The sequence below is a fragment of the Streptomyces sp. NPDC006510 genome (assembly GCF_040611955.1).
In the GTDB taxonomy this organism is placed as follows: Bacteria; Actinomycetota; Actinomycetes; order Streptomycetales; family Streptomycetaceae; genus Streptomyces.
This window is the reverse complement of the sequence record NZ_JBEXPH010000034.1, coordinates 1-17592: the sequence shown is the minus strand read 5'-3', so window position 1 is coordinate 17592 and position 17592 is coordinate 1. Positions and strand designations below refer to the sequence as shown.

The 17592-nt window shown below is 72.2% G+C and carries 16 protein-coding genes and 1 tRNA gene; 10 read left to right on the top strand and 7 right to left on the bottom strand.

From position 1 onward, the window contains the following. Positions 1–2 precede the first annotated feature (2 nt). Together ABZY11_RS13780 and ABZY11_RS13775 are read left to right on the top strand one after the other, a co-directional pair. Entirely contained in the window at positions 3–1652 is a 1650-nt protein-coding gene (locus ABZY11_RS13780) for an FAD-dependent oxidoreductase (protein WP_356479315.1), read from the top strand. 80 nt (positions 1653–1732) lie between these two features. Further along, entirely contained in the window at positions 1733–2047 is a 315-nt protein-coding gene (locus ABZY11_RS13775) for a hypothetical protein (RefSeq protein WP_356479314.1), read from the top strand. Positions 2048–2121: 74 nt separating this feature from the next. On the opposite strand, the gene ABZY11_RS13770 is transcribed toward ABZY11_RS13775, so the two are convergent. After that, positions 2122–2649, bottom strand: coding sequence for a DoxX family membrane protein (locus ABZY11_RS13770; RefSeq protein WP_356479313.1), 528 nt, complete (start codon positions 2647–2649; stop codon positions 2122–2124). Between the two features lie 237 nt (positions 2650–2886). Between ABZY11_RS13770 and ABZY11_RS13765 the strand changes: the two genes are divergently transcribed. Both ABZY11_RS13765 and ABZY11_RS13760 read left to right on the top strand, forming a co-directional pair. Further along, complete coding sequence (locus ABZY11_RS13765) at positions 2887–4902, top strand: NADPH-dependent 2,4-dienoyl-CoA reductase (RefSeq protein WP_356479312.1); 2016 nt, start codon at positions 2887–2889, stop codon at positions 4900–4902. A 108-nt stretch (positions 4903–5010) separates the two neighbouring features. Next, positions 5011–5559: a PadR family transcriptional regulator gene (locus ABZY11_RS13760; RefSeq protein WP_356479311.1), complete on the top strand. Its 549-nt coding sequence runs from the start codon at positions 5011–5013 to the stop codon at positions 5557–5559. 86 nt (positions 5560–5645) lie between these two features. Here ABZY11_RS13760 and ABZY11_RS13755 read toward each other — a convergent pair whose 3' ends face one another. After that, entirely contained in the window at positions 5646–6611 is a 966-nt protein-coding gene (locus tag ABZY11_RS13755; protein ID WP_356479310.1) for a hypothetical protein, read from the bottom strand. Continuing rightward, positions 6608–7456, bottom strand: a complete 849-nt coding sequence (locus ABZY11_RS13750; RefSeq protein WP_356479309.1) for a phosphatase PAP2 family protein — start codon at positions 7454–7456, stop codon at positions 6608–6610. The genes ABZY11_RS13755 and ABZY11_RS13750 overlap by 4 nt, the downstream gene beginning before the upstream one ends. A gap of 162 nt (positions 7457–7618) precedes the next feature. Between ABZY11_RS13750 and ABZY11_RS13745 the strand changes: the two genes are divergently transcribed. The 6 genes from ABZY11_RS13745 (at position 7619) to ABZY11_RS13720 (ending at position 12538) form a co-directional block, all read left to right on the top strand. Next, positions 7619–8242 carry a TetR/AcrR family transcriptional regulator gene (locus tag ABZY11_RS13745; RefSeq protein ID WP_356479308.1) on the top strand — a complete coding sequence of 208 codons (624 nt, stop codon included), beginning with the start codon at positions 7619–7621 and terminating at the stop codon, positions 8240–8242. A gap of 259 nt (positions 8243–8501) precedes the next feature. Continuing rightward, positions 8502–9317, top strand: a complete 816-nt coding sequence (locus ABZY11_RS13740; protein WP_356479307.1) for an SDR family oxidoreductase — start codon at positions 8502–8504, stop codon at positions 9315–9317. 54 nt (positions 9318–9371) lie between these two features. Beyond that, entirely contained in the window at positions 9372–10385 is a 1014-nt protein-coding gene (locus ABZY11_RS13735; RefSeq protein ID WP_356479306.1) for an SPFH domain-containing protein, read from the top strand. Continuing rightward, positions 10382–11281, top strand: a complete 900-nt coding sequence (locus tag ABZY11_RS13730) for a hypothetical protein (RefSeq protein WP_356479305.1) — start codon at positions 10382–10384, stop codon at positions 11279–11281. The genes ABZY11_RS13735 and ABZY11_RS13730 overlap by 4 nt, the downstream gene beginning before the upstream one ends. A gap of 197 nt (positions 11282–11478) precedes the next feature. Further along, the gene (locus ABZY11_RS13725; RefSeq protein WP_356479304.1) at positions 11479–11988 is read left to right on the top strand and encodes an NUDIX domain-containing protein; all 510 of its coding nucleotides are present in this window, start codon (positions 11479–11481) and stop codon (positions 11986–11988) included. 55 nt (positions 11989–12043) lie between these two features. Next, complete coding sequence (locus tag ABZY11_RS13720; RefSeq protein ID WP_356479303.1) at positions 12044–12538, top strand: FBP domain-containing protein; 495 nt, start codon at positions 12044–12046, stop codon at positions 12536–12538. A 27-nt stretch (positions 12539–12565) separates the two neighbouring features. On the opposite strand, the gene ABZY11_RS13715 is transcribed toward ABZY11_RS13720, so the two are convergent. The 4 genes from ABZY11_RS13715 to ABZY11_RS13700 form a co-directional block, all read right to left on the bottom strand. Continuing rightward, positions 12566–13792 (bottom strand): cytochrome P450, encoded by a 1227-nt coding sequence (locus ABZY11_RS13715; RefSeq protein WP_356479302.1) that lies wholly within the window; start codon positions 13790–13792, stop codon positions 12566–12568. 143 nt (positions 13793–13935) lie between these two features. Then, positions 13936–14502, bottom strand: coding sequence for a GNAT family N-acetyltransferase (locus tag ABZY11_RS13710; protein ID WP_356479301.1), 567 nt, complete (start codon positions 14500–14502; stop codon positions 13936–13938). A gap of 192 nt (positions 14503–14694) precedes the next feature. Beyond that, positions 14695–14768 (bottom strand) — tRNA-Pro (locus ABZY11_RS13705). A gap of 50 nt (positions 14769–14818) precedes the next feature. Next, positions 14819–17452, bottom strand: a complete 2634-nt coding sequence (locus ABZY11_RS13700; RefSeq protein WP_356479300.1) for an AAA family ATPase — start codon at positions 17450–17452, stop codon at positions 14819–14821. Between the last annotated feature and the right edge of the window lie 140 nt (positions 17453–17592).

The following is a 17592-nucleotide window of genomic DNA, read 5'->3' as shown; positions in this document are numbered from 1 at the left end:
AGATGACCTACGCCATCACCCAGACCTGCTGCAGCGACGCCACATGTGTCGCCGTGTGCCCCGTCAACTGCATCCATCCGACACCGCAGGAGCGGGCGTTCGGCAGCACGGAGATGCTGTACGTGGACCCGGGATCCTGTATCGACTGCGGTGCCTGTGCCGATGCGTGCCCGGTCGACGCCATCCTCCCGGTGGACAGCCTGTCCGCCGCACAGCAGGAGTACGCCGCGATCAACGCGGCGTACTTCGCCGGGCAGGAACCCGATCCGGGCGACACGGGACCGAACTTCCACCGGTGGAGCGCCCCGTCGTTCGAGCGCAGCCTGCCGTCCGACTTCGCGCCGATCCGCGTCGCGGTCGTCGGCACGGGCCCGGCCGGCATGTACGCCGCCGAGGACCTGCTGCTGCACACCAACGCCGAAGTGACACTGGTCGACCGGCTGCCGGTGGCCGGCGGGCTCGTCCGGTACGGTGTGGCGCCCGACCACCCCGCGACCAAGAAGGTGGGCGACACCTTCGCACGCTTCCACGCCCACCCCCGGGTACGGATGCACCTGGGCGTGGAGATCGGCAAGGACATCACCGCGGCGGAACTCGCCGCCCACCACGACGCGGTCATCTACGCGGTGGGCGCCTCCACCGACCGCCGCATCGGCATCCCGGGCGAGGAACTGCCCGGCAGCATCTCGGCGACCACGTTCGTGGCCTGGTACAACGCCCACCCCGAGGTCGCACCGGACGCCATCGACCTGTCCTCGGAACGGGTGGTCGTGGCCGGCAACGGCAATGTCGCCCTCGACGTCGCCCGTATCCTCGTCGCGGATCCGTCGGCCCTGGCCGGCACGGACATCGCGGATCACGCGCTCACCACGCTGCGCGCCTCGAAGGTGCGCGAGGTGGTCCTGCTCGGACGGCGCGGCCCGGAGCATGCCGCGTACAGCGCCTCCGAGTTGCTCGCCCTCAAGCATCTGCCGGGCGTGGAACTGCTGGTCGACGACCACGATCCGCGGACCGGCGCGACCATCGACGGCGCGACGCCGGACGAGAAGGCCGAACTGCTGCGGGGCGTGACCCGCGAGACGGTGGACTGGTCGCGCACACCGGCGCCGGGACGGCGCATCGTCTTCCGGTTCCACTCCGCACCCGTCCAGGTGCTCGGCGACGACACCGTACGGGCCGTGCGCGTGACGGAAGGCCCGGGCGAGCTGGACATTCCGGCGGGCACACTCCTGCGGGCGGTCGGCTACCGCGGCGTGCCCGTCGCGGGACTGCCCTTCGACGAGGCGACCGGCACCGTCCCGCACCAGGGTGGCCGCGTGACGGGCATGCCGGGGACGTACGTCGTCGGCTGGATCAAGCGCGGGCCCTCGGGCGGCATCGGCGCCAACCGTGCCTGCGCCGCCGAGACCGTCGGCACACTCCTGGACGATGCCGTCGCCGGCGCCCTGCCCGCACCGGCGTCCGCGCCCAGGGCGTTCCTCCGGCTGGCCCGGAGCCGCAGCCGCAATGTCGTCGACGCGAAGGGGCTGGCGGCCATCGACCGGGCCGAGCTGGCGCGCGGCCGCGACGGCGGACGCCCGCGGGTCAAATTCGGCACGGTGCCGGAGCTGGTCACGGCGGCGAAGGGCAGCCGCTGGAAACCGTCGAGCTGAACGGCCCGGACGGGGCCTGCCCGGCCCCGTCCGCAAGAGGTAAGGACGACTTCCGCTGCACGGACGCCGAACGCGACACCGTGGCACCGAAGTTCACCACGCGTGAGCCGCTGTCCCGGGTGCGTGACGCAGAGGGCCGCACGGCCCTGCGGATCGCGCAGGCCGGGGGCGACCGGATGGTCCACCACTACGACGTCGACATCATCGACGCCACGACCGGTGCCCCGGTGGTCACGTCCGAGGTCCTCTCGGACTTGTACTTCATGCCCCGCCCGAACAGCCTCGGCATCCCGGTGCCGGGCGCGGTCCGAGGTGGCCGGTACGTGGCCCGGGTCGTCGCCGTCGACGCGTACGGGAACGCCTCCCCGGCCGCGTCGCCGGCCTTCCGTGAGTAACGAGTCCGCACGTCATGAGGGGACCGGGCGGCTCCCTCCCTGGGGTGCCGTCCGGTCCCGGTCCTGTCGGGCGGTCAGGTCGCGTCGGGGTCGACCACGACCCGTCTGCCGGCGCGCCTGCCGACCACGGCCGCCGCCGCGACGGCGCTGCCCGCGAAGGCCAGGGCGACCATCCACGGCTGGTTGAAGACATGCCGGGTGACGTGGTCCACGGAGTAGCGGCCGGGCCCGGTCAGGCCGATCGCCGCGGCGGTGAAGCCGAGGAACGCCGGGTACTCGTAACCACCGCCCTGCGCGAAGAATCCGGCGGGCGCGTGGAAGGCCACGGCGCCCGCCATCGCCCCGGCGGCGGCCGCACCGGCCGCCGGGGTGGCGAGGCCGAGGGCCAGCAGCACTCCGCCGCCCGCCTCGCCGAGCCCGGCGGCGACCGCGCTGTGCTTCGGCGGGTGGAAGCCCATCGCCTCCATCGCGGCGGTGGTTCCTTCGATGCCTCCGCCGCCGAACCAGCCGGCCAGCTTCTGGGTGCCGTGCGCGGCCAGTACCGCGCCGGTGCCGACGCGCAGGACGAGCAGGCCGAGGTCGCGCCGGTCGAGGCGGGCCATGGGTGTCTCCGCAGGGGTTCGGGGGTGGGCGGGGTGTGCGGGGCAACCGCGCCGTGCCGGGCGGATGCCACGGTTCCACTTTCCGTGGAGCGGAGCGCCGACGTGTCCCGGTGCTGGGCCGTCCGGGGGACGGCGCCGTTCGGACCCGTGAGACCCACGCCATTATGCAACTTGTTGCACAATGGTGTTCCGGTGGTCTACAACTGCCACAGACGACACTGCGTGAGGAGCCGCCGCATGAGCCAGTACCCCAATCTGCTGAGCCCGCTCGACCTGGGGTTCACCACACTCCCCAACCGGGTGCTGATGGGCTCCATGCACATCGGTCTGGAAGAGGTCGAGCGCGGCTTCGAGCGGATGGCCGCCTTCTACGCGGAGCGCGCCCGGGGCGGCGTCGGCCTGATGGTCACCGGTGGCATCGCCCCCAACGCCCGGGGCTGCTCCCTCCCCGGCGGGGCCAAGATGACCACCGAGGCGGAGGCCGGGCAGCATGCGCTGGTCACCTCGGCCGTCCATGCGGCGGGCGGCCGGATCGCCATGCAGATCCTGCATTTCGGCCGGTACGCGCACCACCCGGAGCTGGTGGCGCCGAGCGCGATCCAGGCGCCGATCAGCGCCTTCACCCCGCACGCCCTCACGGACGACGAGGTCGAGGAGACCATCGAGGACTTCGTCAGGGCGGCCGGGCTCGCGCGCCGCGCCGGGTACGACGGAGTCGAGATCATGGGCTCCGAGGGCTATCTGATCAATGAGTTCATCGCCGCCGCCACCAATCACCGCACCGACCGTTGGGGCGGTTCGTACGAGAACCGCATCCGGTTCCCCGTCGAGATCGTGCGCCGGGTCCGCGAGCGGGTCGGCAGCGACTTCATCGTGATCTACCGGCTGTCGATGCTGGACCTGGTGCCGGGCGGTTCCTCACTGGAGGAGGTCGTGCGGCTCGGCCGCGAGATCGAGTCGGCCGGCGCGACGATCATCAACACGGGGATCGGCTGGCACGAGGCGCGGATCCCCACCATCGCCACCTCGGTGCCGCGCGGCGCCTACACCTGGGTCACCGAGAGGGTTCGCGGAGCCGTCTCCGTACCGCTGGTGACGAGCAATCGCATCAACACGCCCGAGGTCGCCGAGGAGATCCTCGCCTCGGGCCGCGCGGACATGGTGTCGATGGCCCGGCCGTTCCTCGCCGACCCCGACTTCGTCGCCAAGGCGGCCGAGGGCCGCGCCGAGGCGATCAACACCTGCATCGGCTGCAACCAGGCCTGTCTGGACCACATCTTCAGCGGCAAGGTCACCTCCTGCCTGGTCAATCCGCGCGCCTGCCACGAGACCGAGCTCACCCTGTCGCCGACCCGTACCGTGAAGCGGGTGGCGGTCGTGGGCGCCGGGCCCGCCGGTCTCGCGTGCGCCGTCTCGGCGTCCGAGCGCGGGCACGAGGTGACGTTGTTCGACGCGGCCGAGGAGATCGGCGGCCAACTGAACGTGGCGCGCAGGGTCCCCGGCAAGGAGGAGTTCGACGAGACGCTGCGCTACTTCCGGACCCGGCTGCGGGAGGAGAAGGTCGAACTCCGGCTGGGTACGCGGGTCACGGCGGACGCGCTCGACGGCTTCGACGAGGTCGTCCTCGCCACCGGCGTCACTCCGCGCTCCCCCGCGATACCGGGCCAGGACCACCCCAGCGTGGTCGGCTACCTCGACGTCCTGCGCGACGGGGCACCGGTCGGCGAACGGGTCGCGATCATCGGCGCGGGCGGGATCGGCTTCGACGTCGCCGAGTTCCTGACCGACTCGGGCGATGCGGCGAGCCGCGATCCCGAGGTGTTCTTCCGGCAGTGGGGTGTCGACACCGACTACCGCGACCGGGGCGGGCTCCGCGCCCCGGAGCGTCCGAAGACGCCCCGGACCGTCCATCTGATCCAGCGCAGGACCGGCAAGGTCGGCGCGGGGCTGGGGAAGACGACCGGCTGGATCCACCGCACCGAGTTGCGGCACCGCGGCGTCACGACGATCGCGGGCGCCGTCTACGACCGGATCGACGACAACGGCCTGCACCTCACGGTCGACGGCGAACAGCATCTCCTGCCGGTCGACACGATCGTGCTCTGCGCGGGTCAGGAGCCGTGCCGCGATCTGTACGAGGAGCTGCTCGCCGCGGGCCGTCCGGCGCATCTCGTCGGCGGCGCCGATGTGGCCGCCGAACTGGATGCCAAGCGGGCCATCCGCCAGGGCACGGAGCTGGCGGCTTCGCTGTGACGTTCCGGCCTCGTGGCACGGGGACCGGCCCCCGTGCCACGAGGCCGCCGTGCCCATGAGGCCACTGCTTGACCCGGGTCACGGCCGGCCGTCCATAGGATGCACCCCATGTCACTCCCGCATGCGATTCTCACCGCCCTGCTAGAGAAGCCGTCGTCGGGGCTGGAACTGACCCGCAGGTTCGACCGGTCGATCGGCTATTTCTGGTCCGCCACGCATCAGCAGATCTACCGGGAACTGGGGAAGCTGGAGCAGGCCGGGCAGATCCGGGCGCTGCCGTCGGAGCAGCCCGCCCGTGGGCGGAAGAAGGAGTACGAGGTACTTCCGGCGGGCCGCGAGGCGCTCTCCGCATGGGTGACCCGCCCCGAGGACCCCAAGCAGGTCCGGGATCCGCTGTTGCTGCGCATGCGGGCGGCGGCGGTCGTCGGAGCACCCGGTCTGGACGCGGAACTCCGCCGCCACCTGGGGCTGCACCGCCGGCAACTGGCGGAGTATCTGGAGATCGAGGAGCGGGACTTCCCGCCCGAACGGAACTCCGAGGAGGACCGGCTGCGGCATCTGGTCCTGCGCGGCGGCATCGATCTGGAGAACTTCTGGATCGGCTGGCTGACGCGGGCGCTGGGTGAGGACCGGGAGCCGGGACCGTCGGCGGGTTGAGCACGGTACGACGGTCCGTGGCCGGGCCGGCGCACGCCGCTCACCTCGCTACGGCCCACCCACCCGCCACAGCCCGCTCTCCCTCGCTACGGTCCGCCCACCGGAGCCCGGTCGAGTTCCGGCCGCAGCACTTGGCCGCCCATCGGCCCCCGGCTCCCGGCCACCACGCGCGACGGTGATCCGGCCGGTGGCCCCGCGGGCGCCATGACCCGGTCGCCGGGGTTCGCGGTCTGCGCCTGGGCGCGGCTGAGCAGAATCACGCCCCGCACTGCGGCCGCAGTCCCGAGCAATGCCGGGAGGAGGCTGATCGTCCCGCCCTGGAGACGTTCGCCGAGCAGGGCCAGGCCGATGGCCGCCGCGGCCACCGGATTGGCGAGCGTGACGACCGCCAGCGGTGCGCCGAGACCGCCCCGGTAGGCGGTCTGGGAGAGCAGCAGCCCGCTCATCGCGAACGCGGAGACCAGCAGCGCGACGACGACCAGACGCCAGCTGAACAGCGGCCCGGTGTGGTCGGTGACGGAGACGGTCAGGGTCTGGGTGAGCGCGGAGGCGACCCCGGAGGTGATGCCGGAGGCGGCGGCGTGCCGCAGGCCGGGACGGGCTCCCGGGCGGCTGAGCCCGGCGACGACGGCCATGGTCCCGGCCCCGACGGCCAGCGCCTCGGGCAGGCTGAGCGTCTCGTGCGGGGCGGTGCCGCCAGCGGTCATCAGCAGGGCGCCGAGACCGAGCAGGGTGAGGATCGTGCCACGCCATTCGATCCTGGTGACCCGGCGACCGGCGGCCCTGGCGCCCAGCGGAACGGCGGCGACCAGCGTGAGGGCGCCGAGCGGCTGTACGAGGGTGAGCGGGCCGTACTTGAGCGCCGCGACATGCAGCAGCGCACCGCCGGCGTTCAACGCGACCGCCGACCACCAGGCACCTCGCCCCAGCAGCCGCAGGACCCCGGCGTCCGGTTCGGTCCGCCCGGCGAGCCGGGCCTGTGCCACCGCGGCCGACGCGTAGGCGGCGGCGGAGACCAGGGACAGCGCGACGGCGATCACGGTGGCGTTCATCGCCGCGCTCCGGTCGGGGCGTACGCGGCCGGGACGGCGGGCTCGGCGGCGTACGGCACGGCCGACGGCGCGGGTTCGCCCGCCTTGGACGGCCACGGGAGTTGAGCCCGGACCGGCTCCGCGCGCGGCAGTCGCAGTGCCGCGAAGGCCACCGCGAGCAGCGCCGAGACCACGATCGAGTCGAGCCAGTAGTGGTTGGCCGTGCCGACTATCACCAGCAGGGTGATGAGCGGATGCAGCAGCCACAGCCAGCGCCACCGCGACCGGGTCGCGACGATCAGCCCCACGGCGACCATCACCGCCCAGCCGAAGTGCAGCGAAGGCATCGCGGCGAACTGGTTGGCCATCGGGTCGGTCGCCGGCGTCGCTCCGTACACCGTCGGTCCGTACACCTGGCCGGTGTCGACCAGTCCGGCGGCGGACAGCAGCCGCGGCGGGGCGAGCGGGAAGATCAGATGGAGGGCGAGCGCGGCGCCGGTGAGGGCGGCGAGAATGCGGCGCGACCAGACGTAGTGGCGGGGGCGGCGCCAGTAGAGCCAGCCGAGGAAGAGCAGCGTGGCCGGGAAGTGCACGGTCGCGTAATAGGTGTTCGCGAGGTGGATCAGCGTCTCGTTGTGCAGCAGCAGGCTCTGCACCGCGCCCTCGCCGGGCAGGTGCACGGAGCGCTCGAAGTCCCAGACGTGTCCGGCGTTGCGGTACGCCTCGTCGACATGACCGTTCGCGGCCTGCCGGCCGAGCTTGTAGATCACGAAGAGTCCCACGACCAGAAGCAGTTCGCGGAAGAGGGGCGGTCGGGCAGAACTGTCCGGCTCCCGATCTGCTGGCTCGCTACCGGCGTACATCACCCGGTGCCCCTTTGCTGACGAAGCGGTGTTACGGCGGCATGGTCCAGTCCATACCGTATCGATACGGCAGTGTACCGATACGCAAACGTATCGGTACACACGCGTATCGGTACACTGGCGTATCGAGGGACCTCGTCGCAGATTCGCTGAGAGGGAAAACGGATGTCGCCGCAGGAAGCCGCACAGGAACCGGCACATACGCCACGCCGCTCGAAGATCACGCCGGAGCGGGCGCAGGAGTTCTACGCGGCCGTGCTCGACATACTGAGAGAGTCCGGTTACGAGGCACTCACCATGGAGGGGGTCGCCTCGCGGACCCGCTGCGGCAAGTCCACGCTCTACCGGCAATGGGGCTCCAAACCCGAACTGGTCGTGGCCGCGCTGCACGGCACCCGGCAGGCACTGCTCCCGCACATCGACACCGGCACGCTCTCGGGGGATCTGCGCGAGGCGGCGCGGACGATCGGCGCGGGCTCGGAACGCGACACCCCGTTGATGCACGCCCTCAGCCACGCCGCGCTGCAGAGCCCCGAGCTGCTGTGCGCGCTGCGCGAGGCGCTGATCGCGCCCGGACTGGCGGCGATCGACGCCATGGTCAGGCGCGGCGCCGAGCGCGGTGAGATCCCGGCGGACAACCCTGCGGCGGAGTTCGTCTCCGCGCAGCTCCTGGGCGTGATGCGCGCCCGGCCGCTGCTGGAGGGGAAGTGCGCGGACGAGGCGTATCTCACCCGCTTCGTGGAGAACGCGATCCTTCCCTCACTCGGACTGGGCGCGTCCGCACGCTAAGGGCTGTCCCGACAGACGTGGGCCGTTGTCCGAGCGGATGACGACGACCCGCCGGCGCCGCACCGTGGGGACGGGGGCGGCGCACCATCCGGGCGGCCGGTGACCCCTTGGGGAGTCACCGGCCGCCCGCGGTTGCACCACGCACACCATCACGCCCGGCCGGAGCGACGACTGTTCCACCAAACAAACAGTTGGTAGATTTTGCCGGTCGCGCGGACCTCGGCCGCGCGCACATTCCGGAGAACGGCGGGGGCGGACCATGGACATCGGCAATCCCATCGACTTCACGGGGCGGGCAGTCATCGTCACCGGCGGCACGAAGGGCATCGGCGCCGCGATCGCCGAGGCGTTCCTCGCCGCCGGTGCGGATGTACTGGTCTGCGGGCGCGGCGAACCGCCGGAGCTGCCGGGGAGCGGAACCCGCCGGGCGCACTTCCGCTCGGCCGACGTCCGCGACCCGGCGGCCGCCGCCGCACTGGTCGAGGCGGCGGTGCACCACTTCGGGCGGCTGGACGTACTCGTCAACAACGCGGGCGGCTCCCCCGACGCCGACGCGGCCACCGTGTCACCGCGCTTCGTCGAGAAGATCGTCGCCCTCAACCTGCTGGCCCCGTTCTATGTGTCGCAGGCCGCCAACCGAGCCATGCAGGGGCAGCGCGACGGAGGCTCGGTCGTCAACATCGGCAGCGTCTCCGCGCACACCCCGCAGCCGGGCACGGCCGCGTACTCGGCGGCGAAGGCCGGACTGCTGGGGCTGACCCGGGCGCTGGCTCTGGAGTGGGCACCGAAGGTGCGCGTCAACCACATCACGACCGGACTCGTCCGCACACAGCGCGCGGCATCGGTCTACGGCGAGGACTGCGGCACCGCGGTGGCCGGGGTCGTCCCGATGCGACGGATGGCGACGCCGGACGACGTGGCGCGCGCCTGCCTCTACCTGGCGGGCGACCTGGCCTCCTACGTCAACGGCGCCGATCTGGCGGTGCACGGCGGCGGCGAGGTGCCGGCGAGGTTCCTCGCAACGGCGCGGAGCGCGACGACCGAAGCATGCACCCCCCCTTTCTCGTCCCCTTGACGATAATCATCGCCCCCATTATCGTCTCCACGACGAGAATAAAGGGGGCCCGACATGGCCGACATCACCAGGCGCTTCGGCTGGCGCCATCTGCGCTCCGCGCCCACCGCACACATCCGCCACCACAAGCGCGGCCGGCTCGCCCACGACGGGCCGGGGCTGAGCTTCTGGTACCGCTCGCTGAGTGCCGCGCTCTCGGAGGTCCCGGTGAACGACCGGGAGTTGGCGATGGCGTTCCACGCCCGTACGTCCGACTTCCAGGACGTCACCGTGCAGGCCACCGTGACCTACCGGATCAGCGACCCGGCCGAGGCCGCCGCCCGGCTGGACTTCTCGGTCGACCCGGACACCGGGGTCTGGCGCGGCGCGCCGCTGGAGCAGATCGCCACGCTGCTGACCGAGACCGCCCAGCAGCACACCCTGGACGTACTGGCCAGGACGGCGCTGGCCGAGGCCCTGGTCGACGGCGTCGCGTCGGTAAGGGGCCGGGTCGCCGCGGGGCTCGCCGCCGAACCACGGCTGCCGGCCACCGGTATCGATGTGGTCGCGGTACGGGTGGTGGCCATCCGCCCGGAGGCCGAGGTGGAGCGCGCCCTGCGCACCCCTGCCCGCGAGCAGATCCAGCAGGAGGCCGACCGTGCCACCTACGAGCGCCGCGCGGTGGCCGTGGAACGGGAACGGGCCATCGCCGAGAACGAGCTCGCCAGCCAGATCGAACTGGCCCGCAGGGAGGAGCAGTTGGTCGAGCAGCGCGGTACCAACACCCGCCGCGAGGCCGAGGAGAACGCGGCGGCCGACGGGGTGCGCGCCGAGGCCGAGGCGGCACGCAAGGTGCGACTGGCCCGCGCCGAGGCAGCAGCCGCCCGCGAGGTCGGCGCCGCGCGGGCCGAGTCCCAGGCGGCCTGGCTGCGGGTGCACGGAGAGGTGGATGCCGCGACCCTGCACGCCCTGGCAGCGACCAGGCTCGCCGAGAACCTGCCGCGCATCGACAGCCTCACCCTCTCCCCCGACGTACTCACCGGTCTGCTCAGCAAGCTCGGCAGTACCGGCCCGGAGACCCGGGCATGAGCCTCGCGCCGCGCGCGGTACTGGTCCATCGCACCACCGAGTACGAGGAGTTGCTGGCCCGGCACGGCACGCACGGACAGGCCGCCTTCTTCCTCTCCAGCCGCGGCCGCGCCATCGACGAGGTGGCGCGGCGGCACCGCCGGACCCAGCAGGCGCTGGCCGATGTGGCGGCGGCCGTACCGCTCCAGTGGCGTCAGTCGCGGGTGGAGCGCGCGGACCTCGACCGTTTCCTGTTCGGGCCGGAGGACGTGGTGGTCGTCGTCGGACAGGACGGGCTGGTCGCCAACGCCGCCAAGTACCTCTCCGGCCAACCCGTCGTGGGCATCGACACCGACCCCGGACGCAATCCGGGTGTGCTCGTCCGCCACCGGCCCCGCGACGCGGCCGCCCTGCTCCGGGCGGCCGTGTCCCCCGGCGGCGCGGTGGACGAACTCACCATGGTCGAGGCGGTGTCCGACGACACCCAGCGGCTCCTCGCCCTCAACGAGATCTACCTCGGCCCGCCCGGACATCAGACCGCCCGCTACCGGCTCGGCCCGGACGCCACCGACGCCCCCGCCGAACCGCAGGCCTCCTCCGGCGTCCTCGTCGGCACCGGCACCGGTGCCACGGGCTGGCTCCGCTCGCTGTGGCAGGAACGCCGCAGCGAACTCCGCCTCCCGGCGCCCACCGACCCACGACTCCTCTGGTTCGTCCGCGAGGCCTGGCCGTCCCCCACCACCGGCACCTCACTGGTCGCGGGCGAGCTGGGGCGCGGGCAGGGCCTCAGGCTCACCGTCGAGTCCGACCGGGTGGTGGTCTTCGGCGACGGGATGGAGGCGGACGCACTGGAACTGACGTGGGGTCAGGCAGTGCGCCTCGGTATCTCGGCGACCTCGCTGCGGCTGACCGTCTGACCACCCGGGCCACCCGGGCCGCTCGGGCCGGCTGTTCGCCCGGCCACCCGGCCGATGCCCCGTGAGCGGATCCGGCGTCCCGGCGGTGCGGCCCACGCGGAGAGCGGCGCCGCGGATGCCCGTAGGCTGCCGGGTACGACCGCAGTGCCGGACCCGCGCCCGCAGCATCCCCCACCATGACAGACACAGGGAGCACCATGACGACCACGCCCACGGACACCTCTTCCCGTAACACCCGTCCGCCGCAGGCACAGGCGGCGCTCGGCGTGGGTGTCATCGTGCAGGACGGTCAGGGGCGGGTGCTCCTCGGCAGGCACCACGGCGGAACCTGGGAGCTGCCCGGCGGCAAGGTCGACCCGACCCATGAGTCCATCGCCGAGGCGGCCGTCCGTGAGCTTCGGGAGGAGACGGGGCTGGAGGTCGATGCGGCGAGCGTGCGCGTCTTCGCCATGCTCCACGACGTGGTCGGAGGGATCAACCGGGTGTCGATGGCCGCCGCGGTGACCGTGCGGTCGGGAAACCCTCAGGTGACCGAGCCCCATCTGATCGGCGCCTGGCAGTGGACAGCACTCGACGCTCTGCCGGAGCCGTTGTTCGCTCCCTCCGCCCAGGTGCTCGCGGCCTGGCGCCCGGATCTCCCGATCGAGCACCCGCCCGCGCACCGGCTGATGATCAGCGACGACCGCGACGGCGTGGACGGCGCATAGCCTTGCCCCATTAACCATTTGCCTAGTGGTCATAGGCATAGCTAGCGTCCCTCGCATGAAGGCCGTGAGTGAGCATGACATCCGCGCATCGTTCATCAACTGCTCAAAGGGAGAGGCCAAGCGTCTGCCGCTGCCCCGCGAACTCGACGGGCAGCCCTGGGACGATCTGGACTTCCTGGGCTGGCGGGATCTCTCCGCCCCCGGGCGGAGCTACATCGTCACCGAAAGCGCCGGCGAACTCATCGGCGTGACGCTCCGCTTCCCCTCGCAGCAACGCGGATTCCTCCACCGGAGCATGTGTTCCCTGTGCCTCACCACGCACCCGGGGAACGGCGTCTCGCTGATGAGCGCCCGCAAGACCGGCGCGGCGGGGCGCGAAGGCAACTCGGTCGGTCTGTACATCTGCACCGACCTCGCCTGTTCGCTGTATGTGCGGGGCAAGAAGATCCCGGCGTCCGGCGGTCGTTTCAAGGAGACCCTGACGCTGGAGGAGCAGGTGGAGCGGACGAGGACCAACCTCGACGCGTTCCTGGGCAAGCTCCTCGGCTGACCGGGCCGGCCGGAGCTCCGCACGGGTTCAGGCCGGGGCTTCGGCGGTGAAGGTGACGGGCAGTCGCTCGGGGCCGCGCAGCCCTCCCGGCCGCCACCGCAGTTCGTCGGGCGGCACCGCCAGGGCGAGGTCATGAAGACGGCGGAGAACGGTGCCGATGGCGATCTGCCCCTCCAGCCGGGCCAGCGGCGCCCCGAGGCAGTAGTGGATACCGTGCCCGAAGGCGAGGTGGGCATTGTCCTGCCGGGAGATGTCCAGGCGGTCGGGTTCGGGGAAGTGATCCGGGTCGCGGTCGGCGATGGCGGATGCCACGAGCACGGTCGCGCCACGCGGGATGGCCACGCCCGCGATGGTGACGTCCTCGCGCGCGAACCGGGCGATGCCGGGGTTGACCGGCCCGTCGTAGCGCAGGAATTCCTCGATCGCGCCGGGCAGCAGCGCCGGGTCGTCCCGCAGCATCCGAAGCTGGTCGGGGTGGGCGAGCAGCGCCGCGATGCCGCTGCCGATGAGGTTGACCGTGGTGATGTATCCGGCCGCCAGCAGCAGGAAGGCCATGGCGATCAGCTCGTCCTCGTCCAGCGTCCGCTCCTCGTCCCGGGCGGCCACCAGGGCGCTGAGCAGATCGTCCCCGGGCCCGGCCCGCTTCGCCCCGATGAGCCCGGTCAGATACCCGTGCATGTGCCGCCACGCCTCGTCCATCCGGCCCGGGTCCGGTGGCTCGGCCCCCTGCAGGACCATGTCGTCGGTCCAGCGCTGGAAGTCGTGCCGGTCCGTCACGGGCACGCCGAGCAGTTCGCTGATCACGGTCACGGGGAGCGGCAGCGCGAAGCTCCCGACGAGGTCGGCACGGCCGTCCGGTCCGATCTCGTCGAGCAGCCGGTCGGCGATCTCCTGGACGCGCGGCCTCAGCTCGGCCACCCTGCGCGCGGTGAACGCCCTGGACACCAGGCGGCGCAGCCGGGTGTGGTCGGGGGGATCGGTGCGGAGCATGTTGCGCAGTACGGACTCGCGGTCCGCGGCGGGCAGCCGTTCGACGAGCCGGGGGTCCGACGCATCGCGGACATCGCTGCTCAGCCGTGGGTCGGACAGCGCCGCGAGGCCGTCCTCGTACCGCGTGACCAGCCACGCTTCCAGGCCGCCGGCGATGATGGCGCGCCGTACCGGGCCGTCCTCGCGCAGTTGCCGGTAGACCGGGAAGGGGTCCGCCACGAAGGCCGGATCGGCGTAGGGAAGAAGGACCGGCTGCTGGCTCATCATGCCTCCCGGAGGGCACCGCACCTCTTCGTACGGACTTGTACGCTCTGAAACCGTTTGACCTGCTTCATACCAGCGTAGTGGGCCCGGGAGGCCCGAGGCGGCCCGGCCGCGGGTGCGCGGCGTGGTGCGGTCCCGGGCGGTCAGGACGCCGGTTCGCCGTTCCGGTGGCACCAGGTCCGCAGCAGTATCCGCCGCCCCTTCGCCTCCCTCGGGACGGGCTCGTCCGTGGTGGGCCGGAATCCGGCCGACCGTGCCACGGCGGCGCTCGGGGCGTTGGCGGCCTCGATCCGGAGCAGTACCCGCCTCGCGCCCAGGTGATGAACGGCGTATTCGGTGGCGACCACGACCGCTTCGGACGCCAGTCCGCGACGCCGGTACCGGGGGCCCACGCCATAGGCGAGCTCGATGTCCCTGTCGTCCAGGTCGTCCCGGAAGAGCAGCACCTCGCCCTGCGGCTGTCCGCCCCCGGCCGTGATGGCCAGTTGCATACGACGGCCTTCGGTCCGGGCCTCACGGGCCCGCCCGAGGTACTCGCGAGCGGCGTCCGCGTCGAACGGCGAAGGTACGGGCGTCCAGCGGCTGATCTCCGGATCGTCGTACATCTCGATCAGCGCGGGAAGGTCCTCCTCGTCCCACTCCCTGAGCACAATCCTTCGCCCGGCCAGGCGAACAGAGGTGGCGGGCAAGGCTGTCGGCCGATTCTCCATGTGCTGATCGTGCCCTGACCGAGCGCCATCATGCCGGCTTCCCGGCCGGGGCGTCACCCCGGGCAACCCGGTGCGGGAGAGCGGAGGTTGCACCCGGCGCGACGGCAGGACTTCGTCCTCCAGCCCCCCGAAATGACCAAGAGGCCGTGTCGGAAATCTCCGATACGGCCTCTTGCCTGCGACTCTCACGAGTCGGGACGACAGGATTTGAACCTGCGACCCCTTGACCCCCAGTCAAGTGCGCTACCAAGCTGCGCCACGTCCCGATGCGCTTTCCCCCGGTGTTGCCGGGCGGCTTCGCAGGACAAACATTACCTCACTCCGAGGCCCGGATCGACGCCCTTGCCTGGTGGGCGCGGTTCGCCAGGGATTCCGCTCCGCATGCGGTGGCCAGTTTGTGGGCTCTGGCGAGTTCGCGCGGTGAGTGGATCGCGATGCCGTAGTCGACGAGGGCCAGCGCGTGTTCGTACGCGGACGGGGAGGCCTCCAGGTGGCGGACCGATTCTGCCAGCAGGTGGGGGGCGTCCTCGGGCCGGGCGAACAGCGCGACGCAGCGCAGCGCCTCGCCGATCGCGGTGTCCGTGCCGAAGCGTTCGGCGTGCACCCGGGCCGCGGTGGCGAGTTGGGCGGCGCGGGCCGGGTCCTCCTCGGCCAGGGCGCGGGCGAGGTCGCCGGCCCAGGGAGCCCACACCCCGTTGAACCTGCCACGGGGTTCGAGGGCCTGGCCGGCCGCTTCGAGTTCGACGATCGCTTCCTTCGTACGGCCTTCCGCCAGCAGCAGCCGACCGCGTACGCACGGGCCGTCGGGCAGCACCATCGCGCTGGGATAGGGCGCGCCGAAGGCGTAGCGGTCGGCGATCTCGCGGGCCTCGGTGACCCGGCCGCGGGCGACCAGGGTGTCGATGAGCAGACAGGCCGCGTCCCAGTGGACCGGAAGTCCGCTGCCGACACGGTCGGCGAGGCGCAGGCCTTCGCGCAGGAAGCCTTCGGCCTCGGCCAGTCGGCCGCGACGGCGGTGGACCAGTCCGAGCAGGGTGTGCGCGAACGCCAGGTGCGCACCGCTCCAGCCGGAGATCTCGAAGGCGCGGACGGCCTCGCCGAAGAGTTCCTCGGCCCGGTCGAGCTGGTCGGTGAAGGCGTAGGTGATGCCCACGAGGGTCGGCAGCTCGAAGCCCCACTCCGCATCGGTCCAGCCGAGCCCCCGGGCCGGATGGCCGTCTACCAGGGCGCGTTCGCAGAGGTCGACGATGAGCTGGGAGTTCTCGCCGCGCAGCATGGCGTCGAAGGCGCGGAGCGTGAGCAGGGCGCGCTCGGCGTTGTCGCGGCCGTGCAGATGGTCGGCGTTCCGTGCGAGCCGGCCGGAACGCCCGGGACCGTCCTCCTCGGTGGCCTGCATGCCCTCCCAGAGGAAGTGGGCCGCCTGGAGCCGCATCAGGCCGGGGCCCGGCGCAGTGCGTGCGGCCTCCGCGGCGAGGGCGCTCGCCGCTTCCTTGAGCTGGTTGTTGTGCGAATGCGCGGCCGCGAGCCGGTAGGTGGCGTCGACACGCTGGACTTCGTCGAGTCCGGGCATTTCGAGGGCGGCGCGCAGGTGCTGGACAGTGGTGGCCGGGGAGCTGAGCAGCGTGGCGCAGCCCAGTTCGTACAGCAGGGTGGCCTTCAGGCGCTGGCGCGGTGGTTCCTGCAGGGCGCGTTCGAGGCAGCGGCGGGCGGCCTCCGGGGCGCCGACGGCGAGGTGCAGCTTGGCCGCTTTGCGGAGTTGCTCGACCAGTTCCTGGTCGTCGTCCGGGTGCACTTCGAGCAGATGCCGGGAGGCCGCGGCGGGGCCGAGTCCCGCCCGGGTGATCGCCCAGGCGGCCCGGCCGTGCATGGCGGTGCGGGTGGCCGGCGGGATGGACCGGTACACCGCGCTGGCGATGAGCGGGTGGACGAACTCCAGCGGGTCGAAGCCGGTGACGATCCGGGCTTCGCGCAGCCGCGCCGTGCAGTCGGCGGCCTCGGCCGAACTCATTCCGGCCAGCGTGGCGGCGAGGTCCTGGGAGATGTCCGTACCGAGGACGGCGGCGGCCCAGGCGAACCGGTTGGCGTTGGTGCCGAGCCGTTCGAGCCGGGCGACGAGACCGCTGCCGCGCGCCGAGGCGCCGAGCTCGCGCAGCAGCCCGGCCGACTCCTCCAGCGGCGCCAGTTCGCGGTCCTGCACCTTGGCGACGAGTTCGACCGCCTCGTAGGGGTTGCCGCCGGTGACGGCCCACACCTCGCGGCAGAACGGGTCGTCGGCGTGTTCGCCGAGGGCCGCACGGACCAGTTCCGCGGTGGCGTCCGGAGTGAGTGCGCGCAGCGCGACCCGGACCTGGGAGGGGTGGGCGCTGCCCGGTCCGCTCTCCTTCTGCCGCGCGGCCAGCTCTTCCGGGCGGTGGGCCTGGACGACCAGGACGGGAAGTTCGCCGAGACGGGCGGTGAACGAGGCGAGCCAGGCGAGGGATTCGCCGTCCGCCCAGTGCGCGTCGTCGATGATGAGCAGCAGCGGACGGTGGCTCAGCCGGGACGCGAGCCGGGCGACGACGAAGTCGAGGCCGTCCCGCACCCCTTGCGGATCCGGCTGTGGACCGGTCGGCTCGGCCAGTCCGAGGGCCGGCGCGGCGATCTCGTACCAGGGACCGAACAGGGCCCGCATCTCGTCGGGCGGGAATCGGTCGAGCGCGGGCTGCAGCAGCTGACGTACGACGTGGAACGGTACGGAGGTAACCGTTTCGCCGCCCCGTGCGGACCAGACCGTGCAGCGGTCGGCGGCGATCGTCTGGATCTCGGCGAGCAGTGCTGTCTTGCCGATGCCTGCCTCGCCGCTGAAGATCAGCAGCCCGCCGACGGCCTGGGCGCCGCAAAGGGCGTCCACGGCTTGTGCGGCGGCGGCGAGTTCCGGTTCGCGCTCGTACAGCGGCCGGGACGGCTTCATGCCTACCCTCCCCAGGGTGGTGCGGATGACTTTCGACACTAGGGAGCGTATCGAGTCGTGATCAATCTGCGGGATGTGCCTTCGTGGCACGGTCTGGTCCGGTAGACCGTCGTACGTGACGCGAGTGCAACTGACCGATC

Bases quoted from the DNA above. Each gene is read 5' to 3' on its own strand.
- ABZY11_RS13780 (WP_356479315.1), top strand. From the start codon at position 3: ATGACCTACGCCATCACCCAGACCTGCTGCAGCGACGCCACATGTGTC.
- ABZY11_RS13770 (WP_356479313.1), bottom strand. From the start codon at position 2,649: ATGGCCCGCCTCGACCGGCGCGACCTCGGCCTGCTCGTCCTGCGCGTC.
- ABZY11_RS13765 (WP_356479312.1), top strand. From the start codon at position 2,887: ATGAGCCAGTACCCCAATCTGCTGAGCCCGCTCGACCTGGGGTTCACC.
- ABZY11_RS13760 (WP_356479311.1), top strand. From the start codon at position 5,011: ATGTCACTCCCGCATGCGATTCTCACCGCCCTGCTAGAGAAGCCGTCG.
- ABZY11_RS13755 (WP_356479310.1), bottom strand. From the start codon at position 6,611: ATGAACGCCACCGTGATCGCCGTCGCGCTGTCCCTGGTCTCCGCCGCC.
- ABZY11_RS13745 (WP_356479308.1), top strand. From the start codon at position 7,619: ATGTCGCCGCAGGAAGCCGCACAGGAACCGGCACATACGCCACGCCGC.
- ABZY11_RS13740 (WP_356479307.1), top strand. From the start codon at position 8,502: ATGGACATCGGCAATCCCATCGACTTCACGGGGCGGGCAGTCATCGTC.
- ABZY11_RS13735 (WP_356479306.1), top strand. From the start codon at position 9,372: ATGGCCGACATCACCAGGCGCTTCGGCTGGCGCCATCTGCGCTCCGCG.
- ABZY11_RS13730 (WP_356479305.1), top strand. From the start codon at position 10,382: ATGAGCCTCGCGCCGCGCGCGGTACTGGTCCATCGCACCACCGAGTAC.
- ABZY11_RS13725 (WP_356479304.1), top strand. From the start codon at position 11,479: ATGACGACCACGCCCACGGACACCTCTTCCCGTAACACCCGTCCGCCG.
- ABZY11_RS13720 (WP_356479303.1), top strand. From the start codon at position 12,044: ATGAAGGCCGTGAGTGAGCATGACATCCGCGCATCGTTCATCAACTGC.
- ABZY11_RS13715 (WP_356479302.1), bottom strand. From the start codon at position 13,792: ATGAGCCAGCAGCCGGTCCTTCTTCCCTACGCCGATCCGGCCTTCGTG.
- ABZY11_RS13710 (WP_356479301.1), bottom strand. From the start codon at position 14,502: ATGGAGAATCGGCCGACAGCCTTGCCCGCCACCTCTGTTCGCCTGGCC.
- ABZY11_RS13700 (WP_356479300.1), bottom strand. From the start codon at position 17,452: ATGAAGCCGTCCCGGCCGCTGTACGAGCGCGAACCGGAACTCGCCGCC.